The organism is Paraglaciecola sp., from assembly GCF_039943935.1.
Lineage (GTDB): Bacteria > Pseudomonadota > Gammaproteobacteria > Enterobacterales > Alteromonadaceae > Paraglaciecola.
In genome coordinates, this window is sequence record NZ_JBDUZQ010000019.1 from 22,336 (window position 1) to 42,684 (window position 20,349).

The 20,349-nt window shown below is 39.9% G+C and carries 24 protein-coding genes and 1 pseudogene; 18 read left to right on the top strand and 7 right to left on the bottom strand.

Annotation, left to right across the window (positions count from 1 at the left end):
* Nucleotides 1–31: 31 nt before the first annotated feature.
* From gspC to ABJD71_RS10150, 12 genes are all read left to right on the top strand, one after another.
* Nucleotides 32–958 (top strand): type II secretion system protein GspC, encoded by a 927-nt coding sequence (gspC, locus tag ABJD71_RS10095; RefSeq protein WP_348168318.1) that lies wholly within the window; start codon nt 32–34, stop codon nt 956–958.
* A gap of 56 nt (nt 959–1,014) precedes the next feature.
* On the top strand, nt 1,015–3,009 hold the full coding sequence (gspD, locus tag ABJD71_RS10100; RefSeq protein WP_348168501.1) for a type II secretion system secretin GspD: 1,995 nt from the start codon (nt 1,015–1,017) through the stop codon (nt 3,007–3,009).
* 2 nt (nt 3,010–3,011) lie between these two features.
* Complete coding sequence (gene gspE / locus ABJD71_RS10105) at nt 3,012–4,583, top strand: type II secretion system ATPase GspE (protein WP_348168321.1); 1,572 nt, start codon at nt 3,012–3,014, stop codon at nt 4,581–4,583.
* Nucleotides 4,584–5,804, top strand: a complete 1,221-nt coding sequence (gene gspF, locus ABJD71_RS10110) for a type II secretion system inner membrane protein GspF (RefSeq protein WP_348168324.1) — start codon at nt 4,584–4,586, stop codon at nt 5,802–5,804. It abuts the gene before it with no gap.
* A complete protein-coding gene (gspG, locus tag ABJD71_RS10115; RefSeq protein WP_348168327.1) occupies nt 5,804–6,259 on the top strand; it encodes a type II secretion system major pseudopilin GspG in 456 nt (151 codons plus the stop codon). Before gspF ends, gspG begins: the two co-directional genes overlap by 1 nt.
* 21 nt (nt 6,260–6,280) lie before the next feature.
* On the top strand, nt 6,281–6,910 hold the full coding sequence (gene gspH, locus ABJD71_RS10120) for a type II secretion system minor pseudopilin GspH (protein ID WP_348168330.1): 630 nt from the start codon (nt 6,281–6,283) through the stop codon (nt 6,908–6,910).
* Entirely contained in the window at nt 6,900–7,277 is a 378-nt protein-coding gene (gene gspI, locus ABJD71_RS10125; protein ID WP_348168333.1) for a type II secretion system minor pseudopilin GspI, read from the top strand. Before gspH ends, gspI begins: the two co-directional genes overlap by 11 nt.
* 2 nt (nt 7,278–7,279) lie before the next feature.
* The gene (gspJ, locus tag ABJD71_RS10130) at nt 7,280–7,921 is read left to right on the top strand and encodes a type II secretion system minor pseudopilin GspJ (protein ID WP_348168336.1); all 642 of its coding nucleotides are present in this window, start codon (nt 7,280–7,282) and stop codon (nt 7,919–7,921) included.
* Nucleotides 7,911–8,981, top strand: coding sequence for a type II secretion system minor pseudopilin GspK (gene gspK, locus ABJD71_RS10135; RefSeq protein WP_348168339.1), 1,071 nt, complete (start codon nt 7,911–7,913; stop codon nt 8,979–8,981). The genes gspJ and gspK overlap by 11 nt, the downstream gene beginning before the upstream one ends.
* A 111-nt stretch (nt 8,982–9,092) precedes the next feature.
* A complete protein-coding gene (gene gspL, locus ABJD71_RS10140) occupies nt 9,093–10,289 on the top strand; it encodes a type II secretion system protein GspL (RefSeq protein ID WP_348168342.1) in 1,197 nt (398 codons plus the stop codon).
* A 5-nt stretch (nt 10,290–10,294) separates the two neighbouring features.
* Nucleotides 10,295–10,774, top strand: coding sequence for a type II secretion system protein M (locus ABJD71_RS10145; protein ID WP_348168345.1), 480 nt, complete (start codon nt 10,295–10,297; stop codon nt 10,772–10,774).
* Nucleotides 10,771–11,514: a type II secretion system protein N gene (locus ABJD71_RS10150; protein ID WP_348168348.1), complete on the top strand. Its 744-nt coding sequence runs from the start codon at nt 10,771–10,773 to the stop codon at nt 11,512–11,514. Before ABJD71_RS10145 ends, ABJD71_RS10150 begins: the two co-directional genes overlap by 4 nt.
* Before the next feature lie 22 nt (nt 11,515–11,536).
* Here the strand turns inward: ABJD71_RS10150 and yrfG are convergent, their stop codons facing one another.
* Nucleotides 11,537–12,220, bottom strand: a complete 684-nt coding sequence (yrfG, locus tag ABJD71_RS10155; RefSeq protein ID WP_348168351.1) for a GMP/IMP nucleotidase — start codon at nt 12,218–12,220, stop codon at nt 11,537–11,539.
* Between the two features lie 87 nt (nt 12,221–12,307).
* Here yrfG and nudE point away from each other — a divergent pair, with 87 nt between their 5' ends.
* Genes nudE through ABJD71_RS10170 form a run of 3 tightly spaced genes read left to right on the top strand, consistent with a single transcriptional unit; the run spans nt 12,308 to nt 14,305 of the window.
* Entirely contained in the window at nt 12,308–12,871 is a 564-nt protein-coding gene (gene nudE, locus ABJD71_RS10160) for an ADP compounds hydrolase NudE (protein ID WP_348168354.1), read from the top strand.
* Nucleotides 12,871–13,716 carry a 3'(2'),5'-bisphosphate nucleotidase CysQ gene (gene cysQ, locus ABJD71_RS10165; RefSeq protein WP_348168357.1) on the top strand — a complete coding sequence of 282 codons (846 nt, stop codon included), beginning with the start codon at nt 12,871–12,873 and terminating at the stop codon, nt 13,714–13,716. Before nudE ends, cysQ begins: the two co-directional genes overlap by 1 nt.
* A 7-nt stretch (nt 13,717–13,723) precedes the next feature.
* Nucleotides 13,724–14,305: a YceI family protein gene (locus ABJD71_RS10170; RefSeq protein ID WP_348168360.1), complete on the top strand. Its 582-nt coding sequence runs from the start codon at nt 13,724–13,726 to the stop codon at nt 14,303–14,305.
* On the opposite strand, the gene ABJD71_RS10175 is transcribed toward ABJD71_RS10170, so the two are convergent.
* Nucleotides 14,302–14,547: a YheU family protein gene (locus tag ABJD71_RS10175; protein WP_348168363.1), complete on the bottom strand. Its 246-nt coding sequence runs from the start codon at nt 14,545–14,547 to the stop codon at nt 14,302–14,304. The two genes, ABJD71_RS10170 and ABJD71_RS10175, sit on opposite strands and share 4 nt — an antisense overlap.
* 274 nt (nt 14,548–14,821) lie before the next feature.
* Here ABJD71_RS10175 and ABJD71_RS10180 point away from each other — a divergent pair, with 274 nt between their 5' ends.
* A complete protein-coding gene (locus ABJD71_RS10180; RefSeq protein ID WP_348168366.1) occupies nt 14,822–15,901 on the top strand; it encodes an alkaline phosphatase D family protein in 1,080 nt (359 codons plus the stop codon).
* A 69-nt stretch (nt 15,902–15,970) separates the two neighbouring features.
* Here ABJD71_RS10180 and ABJD71_RS10185 read toward each other — a convergent pair whose 3' ends face one another.
* Nucleotides 15,971–16,987, bottom strand: a complete 1,017-nt coding sequence (locus ABJD71_RS10185; RefSeq protein ID WP_348168369.1) for a hydrolase — start codon at nt 16,985–16,987, stop codon at nt 15,971–15,973.
* Between the two features lie 311 nt (nt 16,988–17,298).
* On the opposite strand from ABJD71_RS10185, the gene ABJD71_RS10190 reads away from it, so the two are divergent.
* Nucleotides 17,299–17,568: a hypothetical protein gene (locus ABJD71_RS10190; protein ID WP_348168372.1), complete on the top strand. Its 270-nt coding sequence runs from the start codon at nt 17,299–17,301 to the stop codon at nt 17,566–17,568.
* Between the two features lie 351 nt (nt 17,569–17,919).
* Here the strand turns inward: ABJD71_RS10190 and ABJD71_RS10195 are convergent, their stop codons facing one another.
* The 3 genes from ABJD71_RS10195 to ABJD71_RS10205 form a co-directional block, all read right to left on the bottom strand.
* Nucleotides 17,920–18,516: a hypothetical protein gene (locus ABJD71_RS10195; RefSeq protein ID WP_348168375.1), complete on the bottom strand. Its 597-nt coding sequence runs from the start codon at nt 18,514–18,516 to the stop codon at nt 17,920–17,922.
* A gap of 128 nt (nt 18,517–18,644) precedes the next feature.
* The gene (locus ABJD71_RS10200; protein ID WP_348168378.1) at nt 18,645–19,112 is read right to left on the bottom strand and encodes a hypothetical protein; all 468 of its coding nucleotides are present in this window, start codon (nt 19,110–19,112) and stop codon (nt 18,645–18,647) included.
* Nucleotides 19,113–19,238: 126 nt separating this feature from the next.
* Nucleotides 19,239–19,478, bottom strand: a complete 240-nt coding sequence (locus ABJD71_RS10205; protein WP_348168381.1) for a hypothetical protein — start codon at nt 19,476–19,478, stop codon at nt 19,239–19,241.
* 220 nt (nt 19,479–19,698) lie between these two features.
* Here ABJD71_RS10205 and ABJD71_RS10210 point away from each other — a divergent pair.
* A pseudogene (locus ABJD71_RS10210) lies at nt 19,699–19,827 on the top strand (transposase); the annotation flags it as partial.
* Between the two features lie 309 nt (nt 19,828–20,136).
* Here ABJD71_RS10210 and ABJD71_RS10215 read toward each other — a convergent pair.
* Nucleotides 20,137–20,343 carry a DUF3565 domain-containing protein gene (locus ABJD71_RS10215; RefSeq protein WP_348168384.1) on the bottom strand — a complete coding sequence of 69 codons (207 nt, stop codon included), beginning with the start codon at nt 20,341–20,343 and terminating at the stop codon, nt 20,137–20,139.
* Between the last annotated feature and the right edge of the window lie 6 nt (nt 20,344–20,349).

The following is a 20,349-nucleotide window of genomic DNA, read 5'->3' on the forward strand; positions in this document are numbered from 1 at the left end:
TAGACATTTTAATCCGTCCTACCGAGAGACAATGACAGTCGCAAATTATAACGTTAATCAACTATGGCTCCAATTAGTTAAAAATCAACACAAAATTAATATTGTGTTGATTATACTACTGAGTATATTTCTGCTGGCCTATGCGGCTGAGTTAACCTGGCGCTTATGGCCTCACCCAGAGCAAGGCAATACTCAAAGCGTATCCTTGTCGAAAAAATCGACTCGTTCGAATAGCCCACAAACACTAAATTTAGCTGCACTTAAACGACTCAACTTGTTTGGAGACTTAACCGCCAAACCAGTCAAAGAGAAAGAAAAAGTAACTGAGGCCCCTGTGACTCGTTTAAAGTTAACTCTAACGGGTGTAGTAACAAGCACTGAAGAAGGTAACGGAGCGGCGATTATTGAAAGTCGAAATCAACAACAAACTTACGGCGTCAATGATGAAATAGAAGGCACTAATGCCACCCTAGAAGAAGTTCATGTTGATAGAGTGATCATTAGTAATAATGGCATTAATGAAACCCTAATGTTAGATGGTGTAGATTACAATACACAGTCTAGTAGCACTGCGTCTAAGCCGTCACGTCCAACCGCCGCTAAAAGCTCATCAAACCGTCGTACTTTATCATCAGATGCCTTAGACGCCAGACGAGAATTACAGCAAAAACCGACTAGCTTTACAGATTACATTGCCGTCGCTCCAAACAAAAAAGATGGCCAATTAACAGGGTATCGAGTAAGCCCTGGCAAAAAATCTTCTCTATTTAAAGAGGTAGGGTTAAAATCTGGAGATGTTATTACCGAACTGAATGGCCTTGACTTAACCGATATACAGCAAGGCCTCGAAGCTATGAATTTATTAAGAGAATCAGAGTCTTTACAAATGACAGTTTTACGTAGAGATGAATTTATTACCATATACCTTGATTTACCCGCACGGGAAGAGGAACAATAAACATGAAGTCTATTAAACGCCATCGCTTAACTGCATCAAAAGTATTACTCGCTATAATGAGTGGTGCCTTATTTGCAGTCTCTAGCATAGTGGCAGCTGCCGATTACTCTCCAAACTTCAAAAATACAGATATTGGTGAGTTCATTAATATTGTGGGCAAGAACTTACAAAAAACCATTATTGTTGATCCTAATGTAAGAGGTAAAATCACTGTACGTAGTTACGATCTCTTAAATGAGGATCAGTACTACCAGTTTTTCCTAAATGTATTACAAGTTTATGGCTACTCTGCAGTATCAATGCCCAGTGGAGTAATTAAAGTTATTCGTTCCAAAGACGCAAAAGCTTCTAATATTCCCGTAGTTGAAGGGAGCCCTTTCAATGGTGACGAAATGATCACCCGTGTTATGCCTGTATACAATGTACCTGTACGCGAGTTAGCTCCATTATTACGCCAGCTTAACGACACTGCCGGAGGCGGCAATGTCGTAAGCCATGACGCATCAAACGTTATGATGCTTACCGGTCGTGCTGCGGTTGTAAATCGGTTAGTAGAAATCATTGAACGTGTTGATAAGGCCGGTGATGAAGAAGTAGAAATCGTTAAATTACAATACGCATCAGCCACCGAAATAGTGCGTATTATCGAAAGCATTAACAAGTCACAAAGTAAGGCAAATGCTTCAGGTAAGTCAGACCCAAGAGTGGTGGCCGATGATAGAACCAACAGCATCATTGTTAGTGGAGATGTTAAAGCTCGCCAGCGTATCGTGAACTTAATTCAGCGAATGGACCAAGAATTAGAAACGAGTGGTAATACCCGGGTCATATTCCTTAACTATGCAAAATCAGAAGATTTAGTCAAAGTTTTACAAGGAGTAAGCGCGAGTATTCAAGCAGAAGAAAAGGGCGCAACAAAGGGTAAAACCAGCAGCAATCGTGAAGTCAGCATAGATTCTCACGAAGACTCAAACGCATTGGTGATAACTGCAGAACCAGACATGATGCGCTCACTAGAAGACGTAATTCGTAAACTAGACGTTCGCCGCGCGCAGGTACAAGTAGAAGCCATTATCGTTGAAGTCTTTGAAGGCGATGGAACCACCCTTGGAGTACAATGGGCCAGTGAAGATTACGGTGGAACCCAGTTTTCTAATGGTGTAGTGGGCATAGGCTCTTTGGCAGTGGGCGTCGAACAAGCACAGGACACTACTAATACCACTACCCAATTTAATGATGATGGCGATGCATTTGAGTTTACTACCACAGAAGATGGTGACTTCACCACACTTGCCTCTTTATTGAGCAGTGTAAGTGGATTTTTAGTCGGCGGAGTATTTGATGGCTGGGGGGCCGTATTACAAGCAGTAAGCTCTGATACCAATGCCAATATATTAGCTACTCCTCACCTAACTACTATGGATAACGAAGAAGCTTACTTCATTGTGGGTCAAGAAGTGCCTATTATCACGGGTTCAACAACTGGCACTAATAACGCTAACCCATTCCAATCAATTGATCGTCAAGAGGTAGGGATTAAGCTTAAAGTGACCCCGCAAATTAACGAAGGGGATGCGGTTCAGTTATTAATAGAACAAGAAGTATCTAGCCTTAGCGGAGCAACAAGTGTTGATATCATTACAAACAAACGTGAAATTAAAACCTCTGTAATTGTAGATGACGGTGGCGTGATTGTTCTAGGAGGGTTGATAGACGAAGACGTACAAGAAAGTGTTTCTAAAGTGCCTTTATTAGGAGATATTCCTATTATTGGTCATTTATTTAAATCTACCACCACTAGCAAAAACAAACGTAATCTAATGGTATTTATTCGCCCGACTATAATTCGTGATGGCATCACCATGAACGAAATAAGTAAGAAAAAGTATCAGTATATTCGTGCGCAGCAGTTAGAACATCAAGCCGATGGCATTCCATTAATGCCGTTTAGCGATGCGCCTTCGTTGCCAGAGTGGGATGACTCATTAAGCTTACCTCCATCATTTAACGACTATATAGAAAACAAGAATCTAGAAAAGGATGACGAATAGTTATGCCTGATGTCGATGAAACTTTAGGACGAAGTGCTTTAGAAGTAGAGGAGCAATCATTACTAGAAGCGGGCGCTGATATTAATGCGCCCATTGATGAGCCTGAGCACAAACAACTCGCTTTTAGTTTTGCAAAAAGGCATCAAGTATTGCTAGATACTGGCGAAACACCCGCTATTTTGTATCACACCGTAGAAACTGAATTTCCAGTATTTGCTGAAGTCAGGCGTTTTTTAGGAGCTGAGTTTCGTCTTAAAGAAATTGAAGTTGACCAGTTTGAATCCTTGTTAACCAATGCTTTTCAGCGAGACTCTTCTGCCGCAAAGCAGTTAATGGAGGACATTGGCAACGAAACAGACTTGTTTAGCCTAGCTGACGAATTACCTGATACAGAAGACTTACTCGAAAGTGAAGATGACGCGCCTATCATCAAGTTGATCAACGCCATGTTAGGAGAGGCCATCAAAGAGGGCGCTTCTGATATTCATATCGAAACCTTTGAAACCCAGTTATTGGTGCGTTTTAGAGTTGATGGTGTACTACGAGAAATTTTGCGCCCAAATCGTAAAATGGCCTCTATGTTGGTGTCCCGCATAAAAGTGATGTCTAAGATGGATATCGCTGAAAAACGTGTTCCTCAAGATGGTCGTATAACCTTAAGAATCGCAGGTAGAGCCGTAGATGTTCGAGTGTCTACCATGCCCTCTAGCCACGGTGAGCGCGTAGTTTTACGTTTATTAGACAAAAATAATGTCAGGCTAAACCTTGAAGATCTTGGTATGACTAAGATTAACCGAGATCATTTTTCAAATTTGGTTCGTAAACCTCACGGCATTATTCTGGTAACTGGCCCTACAGGTTCTGGTAAATCGACCACCTTGTACGCTGGCTTAAGTGAAATTAACTCAAAAGATAGAAACATTCTGACGGTAGAAGACCCTATCGAATTTGATTTACAAGGCATTGGGCAAACCCAAGTAAATGCCAAAGTTGATATGACTTTTGCTAGAGGCCTACGCGCAATATTAAGGCAAGATCCTGATGTCGTCATGGTTGGAGAGATTCGTGATTTAGAAACTGCTCAAATTAGTGTTCAAGCAAGTTTGACCGGTCACTTAGTAATGTCTACCTTACACACCAATACCGCAGCCGGTGCCATTACACGTTTAGAAGATATGGGTATTGAACCCTTCTTATTGTCATCAAGTTTACTAGCGGTGTTATCACAACGACTAGTCAGAACCCTATGCCCAGATTGCAAGGTCAGCCATATACCTAGCGAACAAGAATGCCAAATTTTAGGGATTAGCTCCGCTGCTGAGGCTAGAAATGTTTATGCACCAAAAGGTTGTGCTGCCTGTAATCAAACCGGTTATCGAGGCCGAACAGGTATTCACGAGTTATTAATAGTCGACGAAGGTATTCGTGAGCTAATGCACAGCGGCCATGGTGAGCAGGCGATAGAGAAATATATTCGCCAGTCTACACCTAGTATCCGAGAAGATGGCTGTAATAAAGTATTGTTAGGGTATACATCACTTGAAGAAGTGTTGCGCGTGACTAGGGAAGACTAAATGGCTGCTTATGCTTACCAAGCCATGGAAACAAGTGGCAAAACTAAAAATGGGGTGTTAGAGGGCGATAACCCAAGACAAGTGAGGCAACTGTTGCGTGAACAAGGGTTAATCCCCATGCAAGTTGACCAGGTGGCTGAAAAAGAACGTAAATCTCAACAAGGATTCTCCTTATTTAAAAACACCATTTCAGCCTCTGATTTATCTCTATTAACTAGGCAACTTTCAACTTTAGTAGAGTCAGCACTTCCAATAGAGGAAGCACTATTAGCGGTAGCAGAGCAGTGTGAAAAACCCCGTCAAAAAAACATGATGATGGCGGTTCGTAGCAAGGTTGTTGAAGGTCACACCCTTGCTGATGCAATGGCAGAATTCCCCCATGTGTTTGATGATTTGTTTAGAGCTATGGTGGCGGCTGGAGAAAAATCAGGACACCTAGATACGGTCTTAAACCGTCTAGCAGATTACACCGAAAAACGTCAACAAACCAAAAGCCAAATTACGCAGGCCATGGTTTACCCCTGTATTATGCTGTTTTTTGCATTCGCTATTGTGTTGCTATTATTGACCCAAGTTGTACCCAAAATTGTGGGGCAATTTCAGCACATGGGGCAAGACTTACCCACTATTACCCAAGCTTTAATTTCAGTCAGTGATTTCTTAGAGGCGTACGGTATCTTTGTATTTATCGCTTTGGTACTCATCATAGTCATCATTAATCGAGTGCTGCAACAACCTACTATGAAAATGCGTTACCACAAATCGATTTTGGCCATGCCCATGCTAGGAAAAATATCTAAGGGCCTGAATACCGCTCGCTTTGCTCGTACATTAAGTATTTTATCTTCCAGTGCCGTACCTTTACTTGAAAGTATGCGAATTGCCGGAGATGTGTTAGAAAATTTACATATCAAAGAAGCAATTAAAGCAGCAGCAGTTCATGTTAAAGAAGGCTCTAGCTTACGAGCATCTTTAGAACAAACAAAAATGTTCCCCCCTATGATGATGCATATGATTGCATCGGGTGAACGCAGCGGCGAACTTCAACAAATGTTAGGCCGTGCGGCCGATAATCAAGACAGACAATTTGAATCTTTAGTGAGTGTATCACTCAAAGTATTTGAACCTATTTTAATTGTAACTATGGCTGTAGTGGTATTGCTAATAGTCGTAGCAATTTTACAACCAATTATGGCATTAAACTCTATGGTGAATATCTAATGAAACAACATTTTACACGCATTACGTTACGCAAACCTCAAGGCTTTACATTAATTGAAGTCATGGTCGTATTGCTAATTATCGGTATTATGGCCGGTATGATTGCGCCGCAGATATTAGGAAATCAAGAAGAAGCTCAAGTGAAAACCGCAGCGATTGATATTCAAAGCTTAGAAAATGCTTTAACTCAATATAAGTTAAGCAATAATGTATTTCCCACTACTGAGCAAGGTTTAGATGCTTTAGTGAGCGAACCAACTATCGATCCTATTCCTCGTAATTACAGGGCAAACGGCTACATCACACGTTTACCTAACGACCCTTGGGGTAATCCTTATCAGCTATTAAGCCCGGGTGAATTAGGCCAATTTGATATCTTTTCAAACGGGCCAGACGGTGAACCAGGGACAGATGATGATATTGGTAACTGGAACCTAAACGATTACTTAAACTAGTCAGTTTGAGTTCGCCTCTTTATGTCTCAGTCTCCCATAGATACCAAAAAGCAAACTGGTTTTACCCTAATAGAGGTAATGCTGGTATTGCTTATCATGGGCTTGGCAGTAGGGGCTGTGGTACTAAACTATTCTGGTGAAAGCGCTCAGGACAGATTAAAAAAACAAACTCAGCGGCTACAAATCGTCTTTAATATGGCTGCAGACTTTGCTGTACTTAACCAAAGGCAACTGGGTTTACGAATAGAAGAAGACGAAAATACATATTATTTTATGTATTTAGATGAAGAACAAGCATGGCAAAAACTCGAGTTAGACAAAGTACTAAGTGATCATGTTATACCCGATGAGTTTTCCATAGCGTTATCTCTCACTGATTTGCCTTGGGACACGAGTAGCAGTCTATTTAATAATGACGAACTATTTGAAGAAGACTTTTCTCTTTCTGAAGATGGCACTGAAATTGGTAATGAAGAAGACAAGCCGCTTGACCCACCTCAAGTTTTTATTTTCTCTAGTGGTGAAATTACTCCCTTTTCTTTGTCATTGGTTTACGAGGCAGATTTTGGTAATGAGCCACCTGTTTACTTCAGAGTGAATGGTCAAGATATCAGCCCAATCGAAATGGAAGGCCCTTTAGATGAGCTATAAACATAGCTCATCTGGCATGACGTTACTAGAAGTTATGGTGGCACTTCTTATATTTGCATTAACCGCTACCGCAATAATGAAAGCTGCCAGTGAACATTTAACGACTGTTTCTCAGATTGAAGATATAACCTTTGCCACCTGGGTGGCTAATAATCGCTTATCTCAATTGCATATCGATCAAACTTGGCCCGTCAAAAACAACAAGAAAGGCTCTCAAGAGATGGCTGGTCGCACTTGGTATTGGCAACAAACAGTAGAAAAAACCAGTGACTCTGAAATGGTTCAGGTTGATGTATCGGTTGGTTTAGACGAAAACTACAAAAGTATTGTTAGCTCAGCCGTCACATTTATAGCGAAACAAGACTAACCATGGCTGCTACTAAGTTAAGACGCAACCGAGGTTTTACACTACTTGAAATACTGGTTGCCATTGCGATTTTTGCTTTAATTGGGGTAGCAAGTACTGGGGTTTTAAACTCGGTAATCGAAAGCGATCAATTATCAGAAGAAAGGTTCGCAAAGCTAGAAGAATTACAACGAGCGATGTTAACCATAGAGCGGGATATTATGCAAATGACTAACCGCTCAGTGAGAGTTAATGGTGAAGCAAACAGTGTGGTCGTCTCTGGCGGTGAAGATGTAATGTCTAGTGATGCAGGAGGGTTAGCGTTTGTAAGATCAGGGTGGCATAACCCACAGATGTTACTCCCCCGCAGTACCTTACAAAGTGTCGGTTACCGTTTACAAGAACAAGAATTGCAGCGGGTCTATGGTAACTATGTTGACAATGTAATTGGTTATGAACCTAAAGTTAGGGTGTTATTGTCAGACATAGAGGACTTTCAAGTTAGCTTTTTGACCGATGAAGAAAAAGTAGAAGATGCCGAAGACTGGGAAGAGATATACTCAAGTGAGGTATTGCCACTAGCCATATCAGTCACCATTTCGAGTAAAACCTTTGGCGAGATACGTCGTGAGTTTTTAGTAGGGGGCGCGAATAGTGACGAATAAGCCTTCAAAGCAAAAGGGCGTAGCGCTTATTATAGTGCTGATGATAGTCGCAATTGTCAGTATACTAGCGACAGAAATGGGCTCTCGCTTACAATTACAAATTAAACGTGCATCCAATATAAAAGACAATAATCAGGCTTATTGGTATGCCATGAGTGCTGAACAATATGCTCGTAAGTCCATAAGAGACTTAGCCGAAAATGACAGGGATTTAATTTATTTAGATCAAGCTTGGAATCAAGAATATGTATTCCCTGTTGATGGAGGAGGAATTGAAGCTAAGCTAATCGATATGCAAAGTTGCTTTAACCTAAATGCCTTGCGAGACCCAGGTGATACATCAAATAATAATACGGGTGCAGGTGCGGGTGCAAATACCACATCAAATTCGGGCACAAATTCAAATACAGGCACCAACTCAGGCAGTAACTCTCAAACAAACTTACCTGACAGGATTGTTGCTTTTCAAAGGCTATTGGAATTAGTTGAAGGTGACATTCCCACCTATAACGTAGAAACAATCCGTGACTCATTAGTGGATTGGTTAGACGAAGATGACCAATCAACACAACTAGGGGCAGAGGATGGGGAATATGAAAGCCGTCAATTTCCTTATTTACCTGCCAACAATTTTTTAGCCCATAAATCTGAATTACGTTTAATACACGGTGTTGAAGTACAATGGTTAGAAAAACTACTCGAACTGGTATGTGTGCTGCCTAACGACAGTTTATTTTTAATCAATGTCAATACTGTTACCGAAGAAAACGCAGCTGTAATCGGTGCCGCAACAGGGCTGAGCCTAGCAGATGCCCAATCAGTTATAGCAAACCGTGGGCCTGAAGGTTATCAAGACACTAACGATTTTTTGGCAGAGCCATCTATTACAGCCTTGCCACTAAGTGATGAACAAAAAGAATGGTTCGATGTCACAACTTCATATTTTAAATTGCACACAAGAACCAAATTCAATAACGCCACATTTGCAATGCAAAGTGTGCTAAAAATAAATGAAGATAACAGTGTAAGTGTTGTCAGTAGAGAATTTAGCGGATTTTAAGCTTATATACCCAAGCCAACTCAAAGCGCGCGAGTTAGAATTGGTTTGAGTATATAATCTGATTTTCAAATTGTTAAACTAACACAATTAGTCGAAAGGTAATGTAACCAAATGGAACAGTTAGTGGTGCGTTTAGGCGCCAGCTCACAAGAGTCAATTCATTGGCTAGTGTGGTCCAGCCAACAAAATGAAATTATTGCTTCGGGTGAGTTACCCTCAGCAGAGCATCTTGCCACTTTAGCTGACAGAGCTGGAGGCAGACCTATATGCGCATTAGTGCCCACCAGTGACATTTTACTTAAATGGGTAACACTGCCAGCTAAAGCAGGTCGTAAAGCAATTACTGCTATCCCGTATATGTTAGAAGAAGACATTAGTGGCGATATTAACGACCAGTTTTTTGCTTTAGGCCCAAAGCAAGGCGATAAACAAGCAGTAGCCATAATGCAAAAGGCCACTATCATAGCTTGGCTGACCATTATCGAAGCAGCTGGGCTACACTGCGACCAAATGCTGCCAGATATCTTAGCCCTACCTAGAGCAGATGAAGATACATGGTCTATCCTGCAATTAGGAGAACAACTGTTAATTCGTCAAGACGAGTGGGCAGGGTTGCAAGGGGAAATGGGATGGCTAAAACAGGCCTTAAACCATCAAGCAAAACGTAACGAAGGCCCACTACATATCAGCGATTATTCGGGCGTAGATTTAACGGATATTGATAACCTCGAAGTCATAAGCCAACCTTTAGAACTTCCCATGAAAGTGCTTGCTAGCGAAGCTAAAAGTAGTAAGTTTAATTTGTTACAAGGTGAGTTTAAGGTTAACAACAAAAAGTCTGGGACATGGAAGAAATGGCGTGTTGCTGCAGTATTAGCCATCATCGCTTTAAGCACAACCTTAATCGACAAAACCATTGAGCAGCAAAGAATATCTAAAGAATTAACACAACTAAAAGAACTAACAGATCAAGAGTACAAGAGAGCGTTTCCCAACTCAGGCGCTTATCGTGATTTAAGACGAACCATGGCACGCCAAATGAAAAGCCTTGAACAAGGTGGTGGCGGAGCCTCTATGTTAGTGATGCTTAGCCAACTTGAATCTGCCTTTGAAGAGTCTAAGGTTAAACCACAAACTATGCGATTTGATAGGAAGCGCACAGAAATTAGGATACAAGTGGTAGCGGCCAATTTTGATGCTTTAGACACTTTTAAGCGCCAAGCAGAAGCTCAAGGTTTTGAAGTAGAGCAAGGGGCCATCAACCAAAAAGACAATCAAGTTGTCGGCACCTTATCGGTTAGGAGCTAATATATATGGATAAAATAAAAAGCATTTACCAGCAACTTAACGAGCGCGAAAAGCGCCTAGTTCTGCTATCCACTGTATTTGTAATAGTAGCCATATTCTATTGGGGGGTTTGGTCTCCTTTAACTACATCAATAGAAAAAGGGCAGGCTGCACTAACTAGCCAAAAAAGCCTATTAACTTGGGTACAGAAAAATGCCAATAGAGCTGCTCAATTACGAAGTTCCTCAGGTCAAGTAAAAGGCTTTACAGGCTCGCTCCCGCAAGCTGTAAACCAAGCAGCTAATAGATTGAAAATTGTCATTTCTCGAATGCAACCTCAAAATAATGAGATTCAGGTCTGGGTTGACCAAGCCCCTTTTAATGATGTTTTGAGTTGGTTACAAAGCTTAGAGAAAATGGGGATCATCATCTTAGATATCGATATCGCTGAATCAGACTTACCCGGCCATGTTAAAATTCGTCGCTTAAAACTAGGAAAATCATGAAGTCAATATTGAAGTGGAGCCTCCTTGCTTTAGTGGTTTATGTCATTTTTTTAGTTGTTAAATTACCTGCAGCACAGGTGCTTTCACGAGTAGATTTAGGTAAAGATATTAAAGTAAATGGCGTTTCTGGCACTATTTGGAAAGGCCAACTGCAGCAAGTGATTGTGAATGGTATCCCTCTAAACGATGTAAGCTGGTCTTTATCCTTTTTTCCACTGTTGATAGGGAAGGCTAACGCAGAAATAAGCGCCGGAAACATTCGTGATTTAGAACAAATATCCATTGATGGGTCTGTAGTTGTCTCTAATCAAAACATTCAAGCTGAGGATCTAGTTGTTTATGTTCCCACAGAGTTTGTGTTGCGGACACTACCTTTACCTATTCCAGTAGAAGCAAATGGCCGATTTAAAGTACAACTACAAGAGCTTGAATATACTAATAGCTGTCAGGTAATAAGTGGCACTGGGCAATGGTTAAACGCTAGCTTTACAGGGCCAAAAGAGGTTATCGATTTAGGTAACTTTACTGCTGATTTAGACTGTGTAAACGAAAGTATCATTGTTGATGTCAAAGAACCCAATAGTTTTGGTTTATCGGCTCAAGTCACGCTTCCAGCCAATATGAAATTTAAAGTTAGTGGCCGTTTTAAGCCTGATGCTAATTTACCCAAAGAGGTTCATCAAGCCGCCGCCTTTTTTGGCAAGCCAGACGCAAACGGCTATTACCCCATTAAATTTTGAACTCAGATATTTACAAAGGTGGTTAAGAAGATATCTGATTAGCAAGGATATCTTCTAATAAATATCGATAATCTTGTACCGCATGAAAATTAGTTACCTCTCGCTTAGGCTGTTTACTATCAGGGTTACTCACCGCAAGTAGGTATTTAATTCCAAAGTCTTTTGCGGCCTGCAAAATACCTAAACTGTCATCTACAAACAAAGTGTTGGCAGGGTTAAAGCCAAGTTTACTTTGAAGTTTTTGCCACAACACTTGAGATTCTTTGGTTACCCCAAACTCATGGGTCGAAATAAGCTGATCAATATGCTCATCTAATTGAGTGTGTTCAACCTTCAAACTAAGGCTATCTGGATGAGCATTCGTCACCAGAATCACCTCCCGCCCCGATGCTTTTAAAGCATCAATAAAAGGAATACTGTCGTTTCGCATACTAATTAAGTGATTAATTTCACGCTTTGCTTCCATAATATCTAAGTCTAACTTTTCAGCCCAAAAATCTAAGCAATACCAACTCAAGGTACCAATTACTTTTTCATACTCTGCAACCATAAACGCTTTTGCATCTTCTATAGAAATGCCCCGTTTTTTAGACAATTTAATTGGCACGTACTCTAACCAAAAATGATTATCAAAATGTAGGTCCAACAAAGTACCGTCCATATCTAATAAAACAGTATTAATTTCTTTCCAAGCAAGCGTAGACAAGTGGCAAGTCCTCTATTTAACAGGTATATTCAAGTAACTAAAACTGCTTAATGATGAAGCAGTTAGCTATATTACTTGAAACATCAAATGAGCAACATAGACAAAAATAAAACACTACCAATAATCCATCAACGCAAAATCGTTGCCGAAAGTTCATTGATGAAGATTGAACAACTTGATCTTGAATTTTCGAACGGTGCAACGCGAGTATTTGAAAGGATGTGTGGCAGTGGTCGCGGGGCGGTAATGATAGTGCCCTTTATTAATGACCATGAGTTTTTGTTAGTTCGTGAGTATGCCGCCGGTACACATAGTTACGAATTAGGTTTTCCTAAAGGGTTAATTGACCCAGGAGAAACGGCTGATATTGCAGCCAACCGAGAGCTAAAAGAAGAAGTAGGCTACGGTGCTAACGTTTTACATCCACTACAAAAAGTAAACCTAGCCACTGCTTTTTTTAATGCCCAAATGCATATATTCATAGCTGAAGACTTATACCCTGAAAGTTTAAAAGGTGATGAACCAGAGCCTCTTGAGGTAGTCAGATGGTCGATACATGAGTTAGACACATTGATGGCGCGTGCAGACTTTATTGAAGCAAGATGTATTGCAGCCTTATTACTAGCGGAAAAGTGGAAGAGAGGACAGTAATGCCCACCGAAAACGCCCAAAAACTATTAGAGATTGCCAAACGAGCCGCCGTAGAGGCAGGGAAAGTAGTACTTGAAATTTATGACAGTGGTGATTTCACCAGTTATCAGAAAGACGACGACTCACCTGTAACTACCGCTGATTACAAAGCAAATGAAGTGATTTTAGATATATTAAAACGGGAAACCCCAGATATTCCTATTATGTCTGAGGAAACAGACTTAGGCACCTTAGAACAAAGAAAAAAATGGACGCGGTATTGGCTAATTGACCCAATAGACGGTACCCAGGAGTTTATTGCCCGTAGTGGTGACTTTGCAGTGAATATTGCACTAATTGAGAATAACGTCCCAATTATGGGAGTAATTTACTGGCCTTCAGGTGAAACCTTATATTCTGCTCTAAAGGGTCATGGTGCATTCAAAAAATGCCCACTTGAACACAAACCTATCCATGTTCGTAAACTTGATGAACCAAATAACGACCCAATAATTATAGCGATTAGCCGCAGGCAACCTAGAGAAAGAGTTATCTCTAGTCTCAGTGCAGAACGAATTTATCAAACTCTACCAGCAGGCAGCTGTTCGCTAAAAGCCTGTTTTATTGCAGAAGGAAAAGCGGATGTTTTCTTACGTTTTGGCGTTACCGGCGAATGGGATACTGGCGCATCACAATGTATAATGACAGAAGCAGGAGGCAAAATTTTATCCCGAGATTTTGAACCTTTAAGCTATAACAAAAGAGAAAGTATCATTAACCCAGACTTTTTTATTACAGGAGACCAAAACGTTGATTGGCTAACTATAGTCAAGCAAGGATTTGGCAACAACAACCAAGCTAAATGAGAGACTTATGAAATCTAAAATTTTAAATACTGCGTTTATTAGCCTAAGTCTTCTTTGTAGCGCCGCCAATGCGAATTGGGAGCTAGTATCATATGAATCCAGCGTAAACTTTGTATCCACTAAAAACCAACACATAAGCGAAGTTCAAAAATTCACTAAGCTTGATGGAACGTTTGGTGATGATGGTAGATTAGCCATTGATATCGATTTAGCGAGTATTGATTCTGGTATTGAAATCCGCGATACACGGATGCGTGAAAAACTATTTATGGTAGACAAATTTCCAACAGCTAAGTTAATCGCACAATTACCAAAAGCAGTTTTAGCGCTACCTAAAGGTGAAACCATTTTAGTCAGCTTACCGGCAACATTAAGCTTATTTGGCCACAGCAATGAAATTCAAGTTAGCGTGCAAGTTACTAGCAAATCTGATGGAGGAATAGTGGCCACTAGCACTAAACCTATTCTTATATCAGCAAAAGACTTTGGTTTAGTACCAGGTATCGAAGTTTTACAGAAGCTAGCAGGATTAAGCGGAATTGGCTTAACGGTTCCTGTTACTTTTAACCTAATTTTTGAATCAAACTAAGATTCATTAGCCTCTGCGGCTTCAAATTCCCCAAGCTGTTGCTTGGGGATAATGTTAACCGTTTCATGTAACTCAGAATAAACCAGCAAGACTTCACCTGACTTTAACTGGTTATGCACTTGCTGCACTTTGTCGTCTAAAGACACATCAACAGAACCGTATTCAGTACCTTCACGAAGCACAAAGCTTTCAATAATATTTAACAGCGTTTCTAACTCGACATCAGCAATTGGGATAATCACAACATACCTACTAAAAAGAAAGGAAAATACTTAAAGCTATTTTTCATATTCGTTACCCATATAGTCAGTGTTTAGTTAATGCCGTCGATGCTAAAATTCAAAAGTAGTTATACCAAATCAGCACGCTAATTATTCTACAAATTTGTCATTATCACGCTTAATTGCAGATAAACAACACCTGCCAGCCACACCATTTTATCGAAATTTTAACAGCTGACCTATTAATGTCACGCAAGCGAGTTATCATAGAGAAAACAAACTCTACATAACGCCCATGAAATTAATCTTATCCTTGTTCTTATTTCTCTTATTGATGATATCTAACCATGCCTATGCCATTGAACGTATAGCGTTTGGATCTTGTGCCAAGCAATACGAAAAAAAACAACCTGTTTGGCAAACCATTCAACAAGATCAACCTGACGTAATGCTAATGATAGGTGACAACGTATATGCCGACGTGCAAATAGTGAATGGTAAAGAAGTCGGTAACCCTGTTACTGATCCTGAAGACTTTACTCAAGCCTACAACAAGCTAAGAAAACACCCAGGATTTTCTAAGTTACGAGAACAAACCACAACGCTGGCAACATGGGATGACCACGATTATGGCCAAAATGATGGCGGTGCAACGTATCCACTAAAACAAGCAAGTCAAAAAGCCTTCTTAGATTTTTGGTTAAAAGACAAAAACGACCCGCTATATCAACAAGCGGGCATATACTATAGTAAAATATTTGGCGACGACGATAGGCGAGTGCAAATCATCATGCTAGACACCCGTTATCACCGTGACGATCTAGTAAGAAAACCTGTTGAAACACTACCTGGTCGCTTTATACCTCACTCAGATACAAATAAAACATTACTTGGCGAACAACAATGGCAGTGGCTAAAACTGCAATTACAAAAGCCCGCTGAAATTAGGCTAATTGTTACTAGCTACCAACTTGTGTCATTTCAGCATGGCTGGGAAAGTTGGGGGAACTTTCCCCACGAACGTCAGCGTTTATATGATTTGATTACAGACACTCACGCAAATGGTGTGATTTTTATGAGTGGCGACCGCCATTTTACCGAAATATCGGTAGACAAAGGGCAGTTAGGCTCTAAGGTGCCATATCCTATGTGGGATTTTACTTCTAGCGGCCTCATTCAAAAAGAAGAAGCCATCAACGACAAAAATACTTTTCGGGTTGGGCAGGCTTACCGCACCACCAACTACGGATTAATTGACATTAACTGGCAAGATACATTACTCGATACCAGTATTGAACTGGTCGCCAAAGGTGAAACAGGTAAAGAACTCATCAAACAAGTAGTCTTATTGAAAGACATTCAACTGAGTCACTAATTGCTTAATTTCAATGTCAGATTAACTAATCTACTTTGTCGTTCTCTAGGGGTTTGCCAACAAAGAGAATCACATAAACGACGCGAAGAAACGATTAGCCCGTTGATGCATCCAAATTTTTGGATGCCAAGGCGTTCCTTGCATAAAGCCAACATGCCCGCCTTTTTCACTTACTTCTAAACAAACACTGGGTGACAAGCTCGATGCATCAGGCAAAATACTTTCATGCATGAAAGGATCATCTTTGGCGTGTATCACTAAGGTAGGCGTCGCGATTTTATGTAAAAACCGGCTCGCACTCGACTTTTCATAGTAATCTTCGGCACTCTTAAAACCGTGCAAAGGCGCAGTTATGTTTTCATCAAATTCACGAAAACTCTTCAATGCCCCCATTTGAGATTCATTTACCGTGAGTATGTTTTTAAAGTCTACTTTTTGCATTTTCAACTGTAAGTTATTGACCATGCTTTTCAATAAATAAGCTTGATAAAGCCTTGAAAAACCTTGATTAATACTAGTAGAGCAAACATCTAACTTAAATGGTGCAGACACGGCCATTGCGGCTTTTACAATTTGTTGCTTAGGGTGTTCACTCAATAATTTAAGCAACATATTGGCCCCCAAAGAAAACCCAATTGCCGCCTTTTTAGTGTCGGGAAATTTTTTCTCTAACCAACTCAAAAAATACCATGCATCTTCGGTTTCACCAGAATGATAAGACCTAGGTTTAATGTTAATTTCGCCACCACAGCCTCTAAAGTGCATTAACACTACGGCATACCCTTGCTTTGCCAAATTGGCCGCCATATCGTTGCTGTAATGGGAACGTATCGACCCCTCTAGCCCATGAAACATAGCAACTAAACCTAAAGACCTTTTAACATCACCAAGCCAAACTAAATTAACAAAATCGCCATCGGGCAAGGTTAGCTTCTCCTTACGAAGATCTACTTTGGCGCGTTTTTGAAAAAATCGAGGGAAAATAGTTTGCACATGTCTATTTTTAGCCCACCAAGGCGGAACAAAATCACTTTCAACAATTTCACCAAAACGGATTTTATCGGAAGGGGGAGCTGGTACAGACATTTATGACAAAATGTTTAAGTAAGGTTGCTTAAGCTTACCGCAAACTACATAAAAGTAGAATACCGCAAAACATTGCTATAGCTGTCTTCGTATAGATACAAAAGGCATATCACTGTAACTGCTCACTGTTTGCCAATTACACCTATTTATAGTTTTCTTACAGCATGGAATTGCAACAATATACTTAATAAACAAAGGGTTAAAATACAATAAAAACCCTTTAAAATTATATATTAATGTTTTGCATTCTTGGCATCAAACTTTCAATAGCCTACTTTTTTATCCCGTCATTAATAAAGAACAGAGGTCTGGTGAATTATTCTAAACCATTAATCCCCTTAGCCATGTTGACCATTACATTTGTCACTCAATGCGCTAACGCTGATATAGGGTTTACACATAAATACAAAAACAAACGGGAGATAAGTAAACCACAAACTCGTTTAAATGAAGGGCCTTTTGACCAGCAATACGTAACTGACATCCTAGAGGAACTCAATCAAATAGCCCTTGAAGAGAATCTAAAAGACAACCTTGAGAACACCCACAAAAAATCAGAACCAACTAAAACCGCTTACTGAATCTGTCTTAACTATGATTAAAATCAAGCTCTAAAATGATAGCATTTGTACTAGCGATAGAAGGCGCTCAAAGAGAAATTAAAGGGGCTGTCCTGTTAAAATAATCATTGGCTAGCCAAATAGTTATAACTGAGGTAGTTATGAGCGAGAAAGAAAGAACTGTACATAAAGCAAAACCGACTATCCCGCCGAAGCGCTTCCTAATGAAGAACGTAGCCAAGAAAGGTATACAAAAAAGAGCTACATAGAAAATTACCACTAAACCTACCCCTTGTACCTAACGCTTCAATTTGAGGACAGAGTAGCGCTGTTCGATATTATTTTCCTTCAAAATTGACTTGTTTTACTCATTTAGCTTAAACATGATTTACTTGCAAAAAATCCACACCTATTTTTTGCCCAAATTACACTTGAAATAACAATTTCTTTTCCAGTTTTAAAATCAATGATTTTCCTGTAATTATCAATGAATAAGACACCTTGTTTGTAGGAATAGAAATAACTGCCATAAAATCCATTGTGTACGTAATTGCCATACACTTTTGCACGAATTGGAACATCAACTGTTATCAAAAAACCACTTATAGTTTTTCCCAATATATTAATTTCTGATTTTGCAATGTCATATTGAAAACCTTGTTCTTTGAATTGTCTCCTGATTCCTAGTCTGTCAGCTTGTTCCAATATTTCTGTTGGAGGTAAAAATACAATTGTTGAATTAAACTTGATGCAATTGGGAATCGATTCTGTATCGCATTTTTGAACGTTACTCACTGCATCGCCCTCCCAATATCTACCTTTTTCAATGTCAAATGTAATATCAAGATTAGACATTTCCACATATGTTACTTTTCCAAGCAACCGTACTTCTATTTCAGTACGTAATAAGCTACCAATTAATACTATTAACAATATTGCGGACGTAAAATAAATACTAAGCTTCTTCATATGGGTAACACCAGAGTATACCGACCCGCATAAACGGCACGTACTTGTTGGCTAAACTTGCGCGCAGCGCGAGCCAACGAGAGGGTGTCCGCACGAGCGAAGCGAGGTTTAATGCGATTGTTATACAACTAGAGTACTCGTTTGTAGAGGTATTTGTTGCCGGAAGACAGGTTGTCATAACTTAATTCGTTTTCCAGGACACTGACTATTTTGTAAGCATCATAGTAGTAAGCATTGTTTGGATTCGCAGGAGAAAAGTTATCATTTTCTATCCAGCCTCTAAACATCGTGAAGTACACTCCGCCTGACACACCCCAGAATCCAAACTCCTTGCTTTGATACTTAAGGGTTTTGTCAGGGTAATAGATTTTAAACTCCACCACATACCTGCCATCTGAACTTCTTTCGATTACGGCATGTTTTGAATTTCCATCTTTGGTCGGTTGGGTAGATTCCCATTTACCAACAAAACTTTTTCTAAGTTGTTTTTTGTCTAGACTCAACTCGGGCTTTGATTCAGTGATTTTTGGTGGCTGGGTTGATGAGCAGCCAGCGCAAAAAGCAATTATGCTAGCCAAAATTAACAGTGTTTTCATGAAACTTTCCTAGTTGTATAACGCCCCGTTAAGGGGAAATTTATAAGTTGGCTATAATGTTGAACGGAGTGAAAACAGCCAACTGTAAATTTTCCCTCTTGAACGCCTTGTTAGGAATGCCATGGCTCAAGACCATGTTAATTCTTTTGTATTATCACTACAATTTGAAAGCGCCTTCACTTGAATCGTTGCACTAGGTAACAGATTATCGTATTCCCCTTCAAGGTAGTCGATCACTTCATTAAAACTCCAAGGACCTAATGATGCTTTATAATCAGGGAATTCTTCTTGAATTTGAATCCATTTGGCATATTTCTTTTTAGAAAGTACGACATTTGAATCTGTATAGATGATATGTAACTCCATTACCTTGTTGGCTTCCTAACAGTATTAATAGATGGAAAAATTCCGTGTTTAAACACGGAATTTTTCCGCCTTTCTACATGACTCTTTTCTAACATACCCTGCAACCCTTTGTACAGGTTAACTTTATTACCATTGACTGATTCAGCACATGGGGAAATACGGAATATTTCCTAGATCTTGCTGTTATTACTTTTTTAATAATGACTGTCTTTGTTATCTTACAGAATTTGAACAGCACTTTGCTTCCGCAGTAGACAGCAAACAGATGATTCAACAGTTTAAGCACCAAACCCACCACCAAAGAATACGAGGGATGGCAAAGGCGAAAGCCTTACTCAAAAGTGCCTGAATTATCTAAGCACTAAAAACGACCGCCCAACTTAAGTTGGGAGGTAAACTCGCCTGAAATTTGAATTTTCACATCCAATGACAAAGAAAACTCTTCAGCATCGAAAAACCAACCTTTAAAACATCAAAACACTCACCAAAAATCTAAAACTAATCAGGAAAAAGACTTAATGAAAAACGCTGTTTTTTACTTTTTTAATAATGACTGTCTTTGTTACTCCTTAGGCTAAAGCCTAATCTACGGGTTATATAGATTCTTTTTCTGGATTTAACGTACATTACGCAAAGGGATACACTCCCTTATTAGTCACTACACCTCATCAGGTGGTAGGCCTTCGTCGCATTTTTTGCAGTTGAGTTTATGGCCAAGCATGGTTTGTCTGCCTTCGCTGGTAGTCACCCATGGACGGTTGGTCCAAGGTGGGTTATGCCTAACATGTTGAAAGTGGCCGCAGGCTAATTTGGCCACCCAATCATCTACTTCGTCTTTGTGATAACCAACAATGGGCTGTTCCATAGCGTG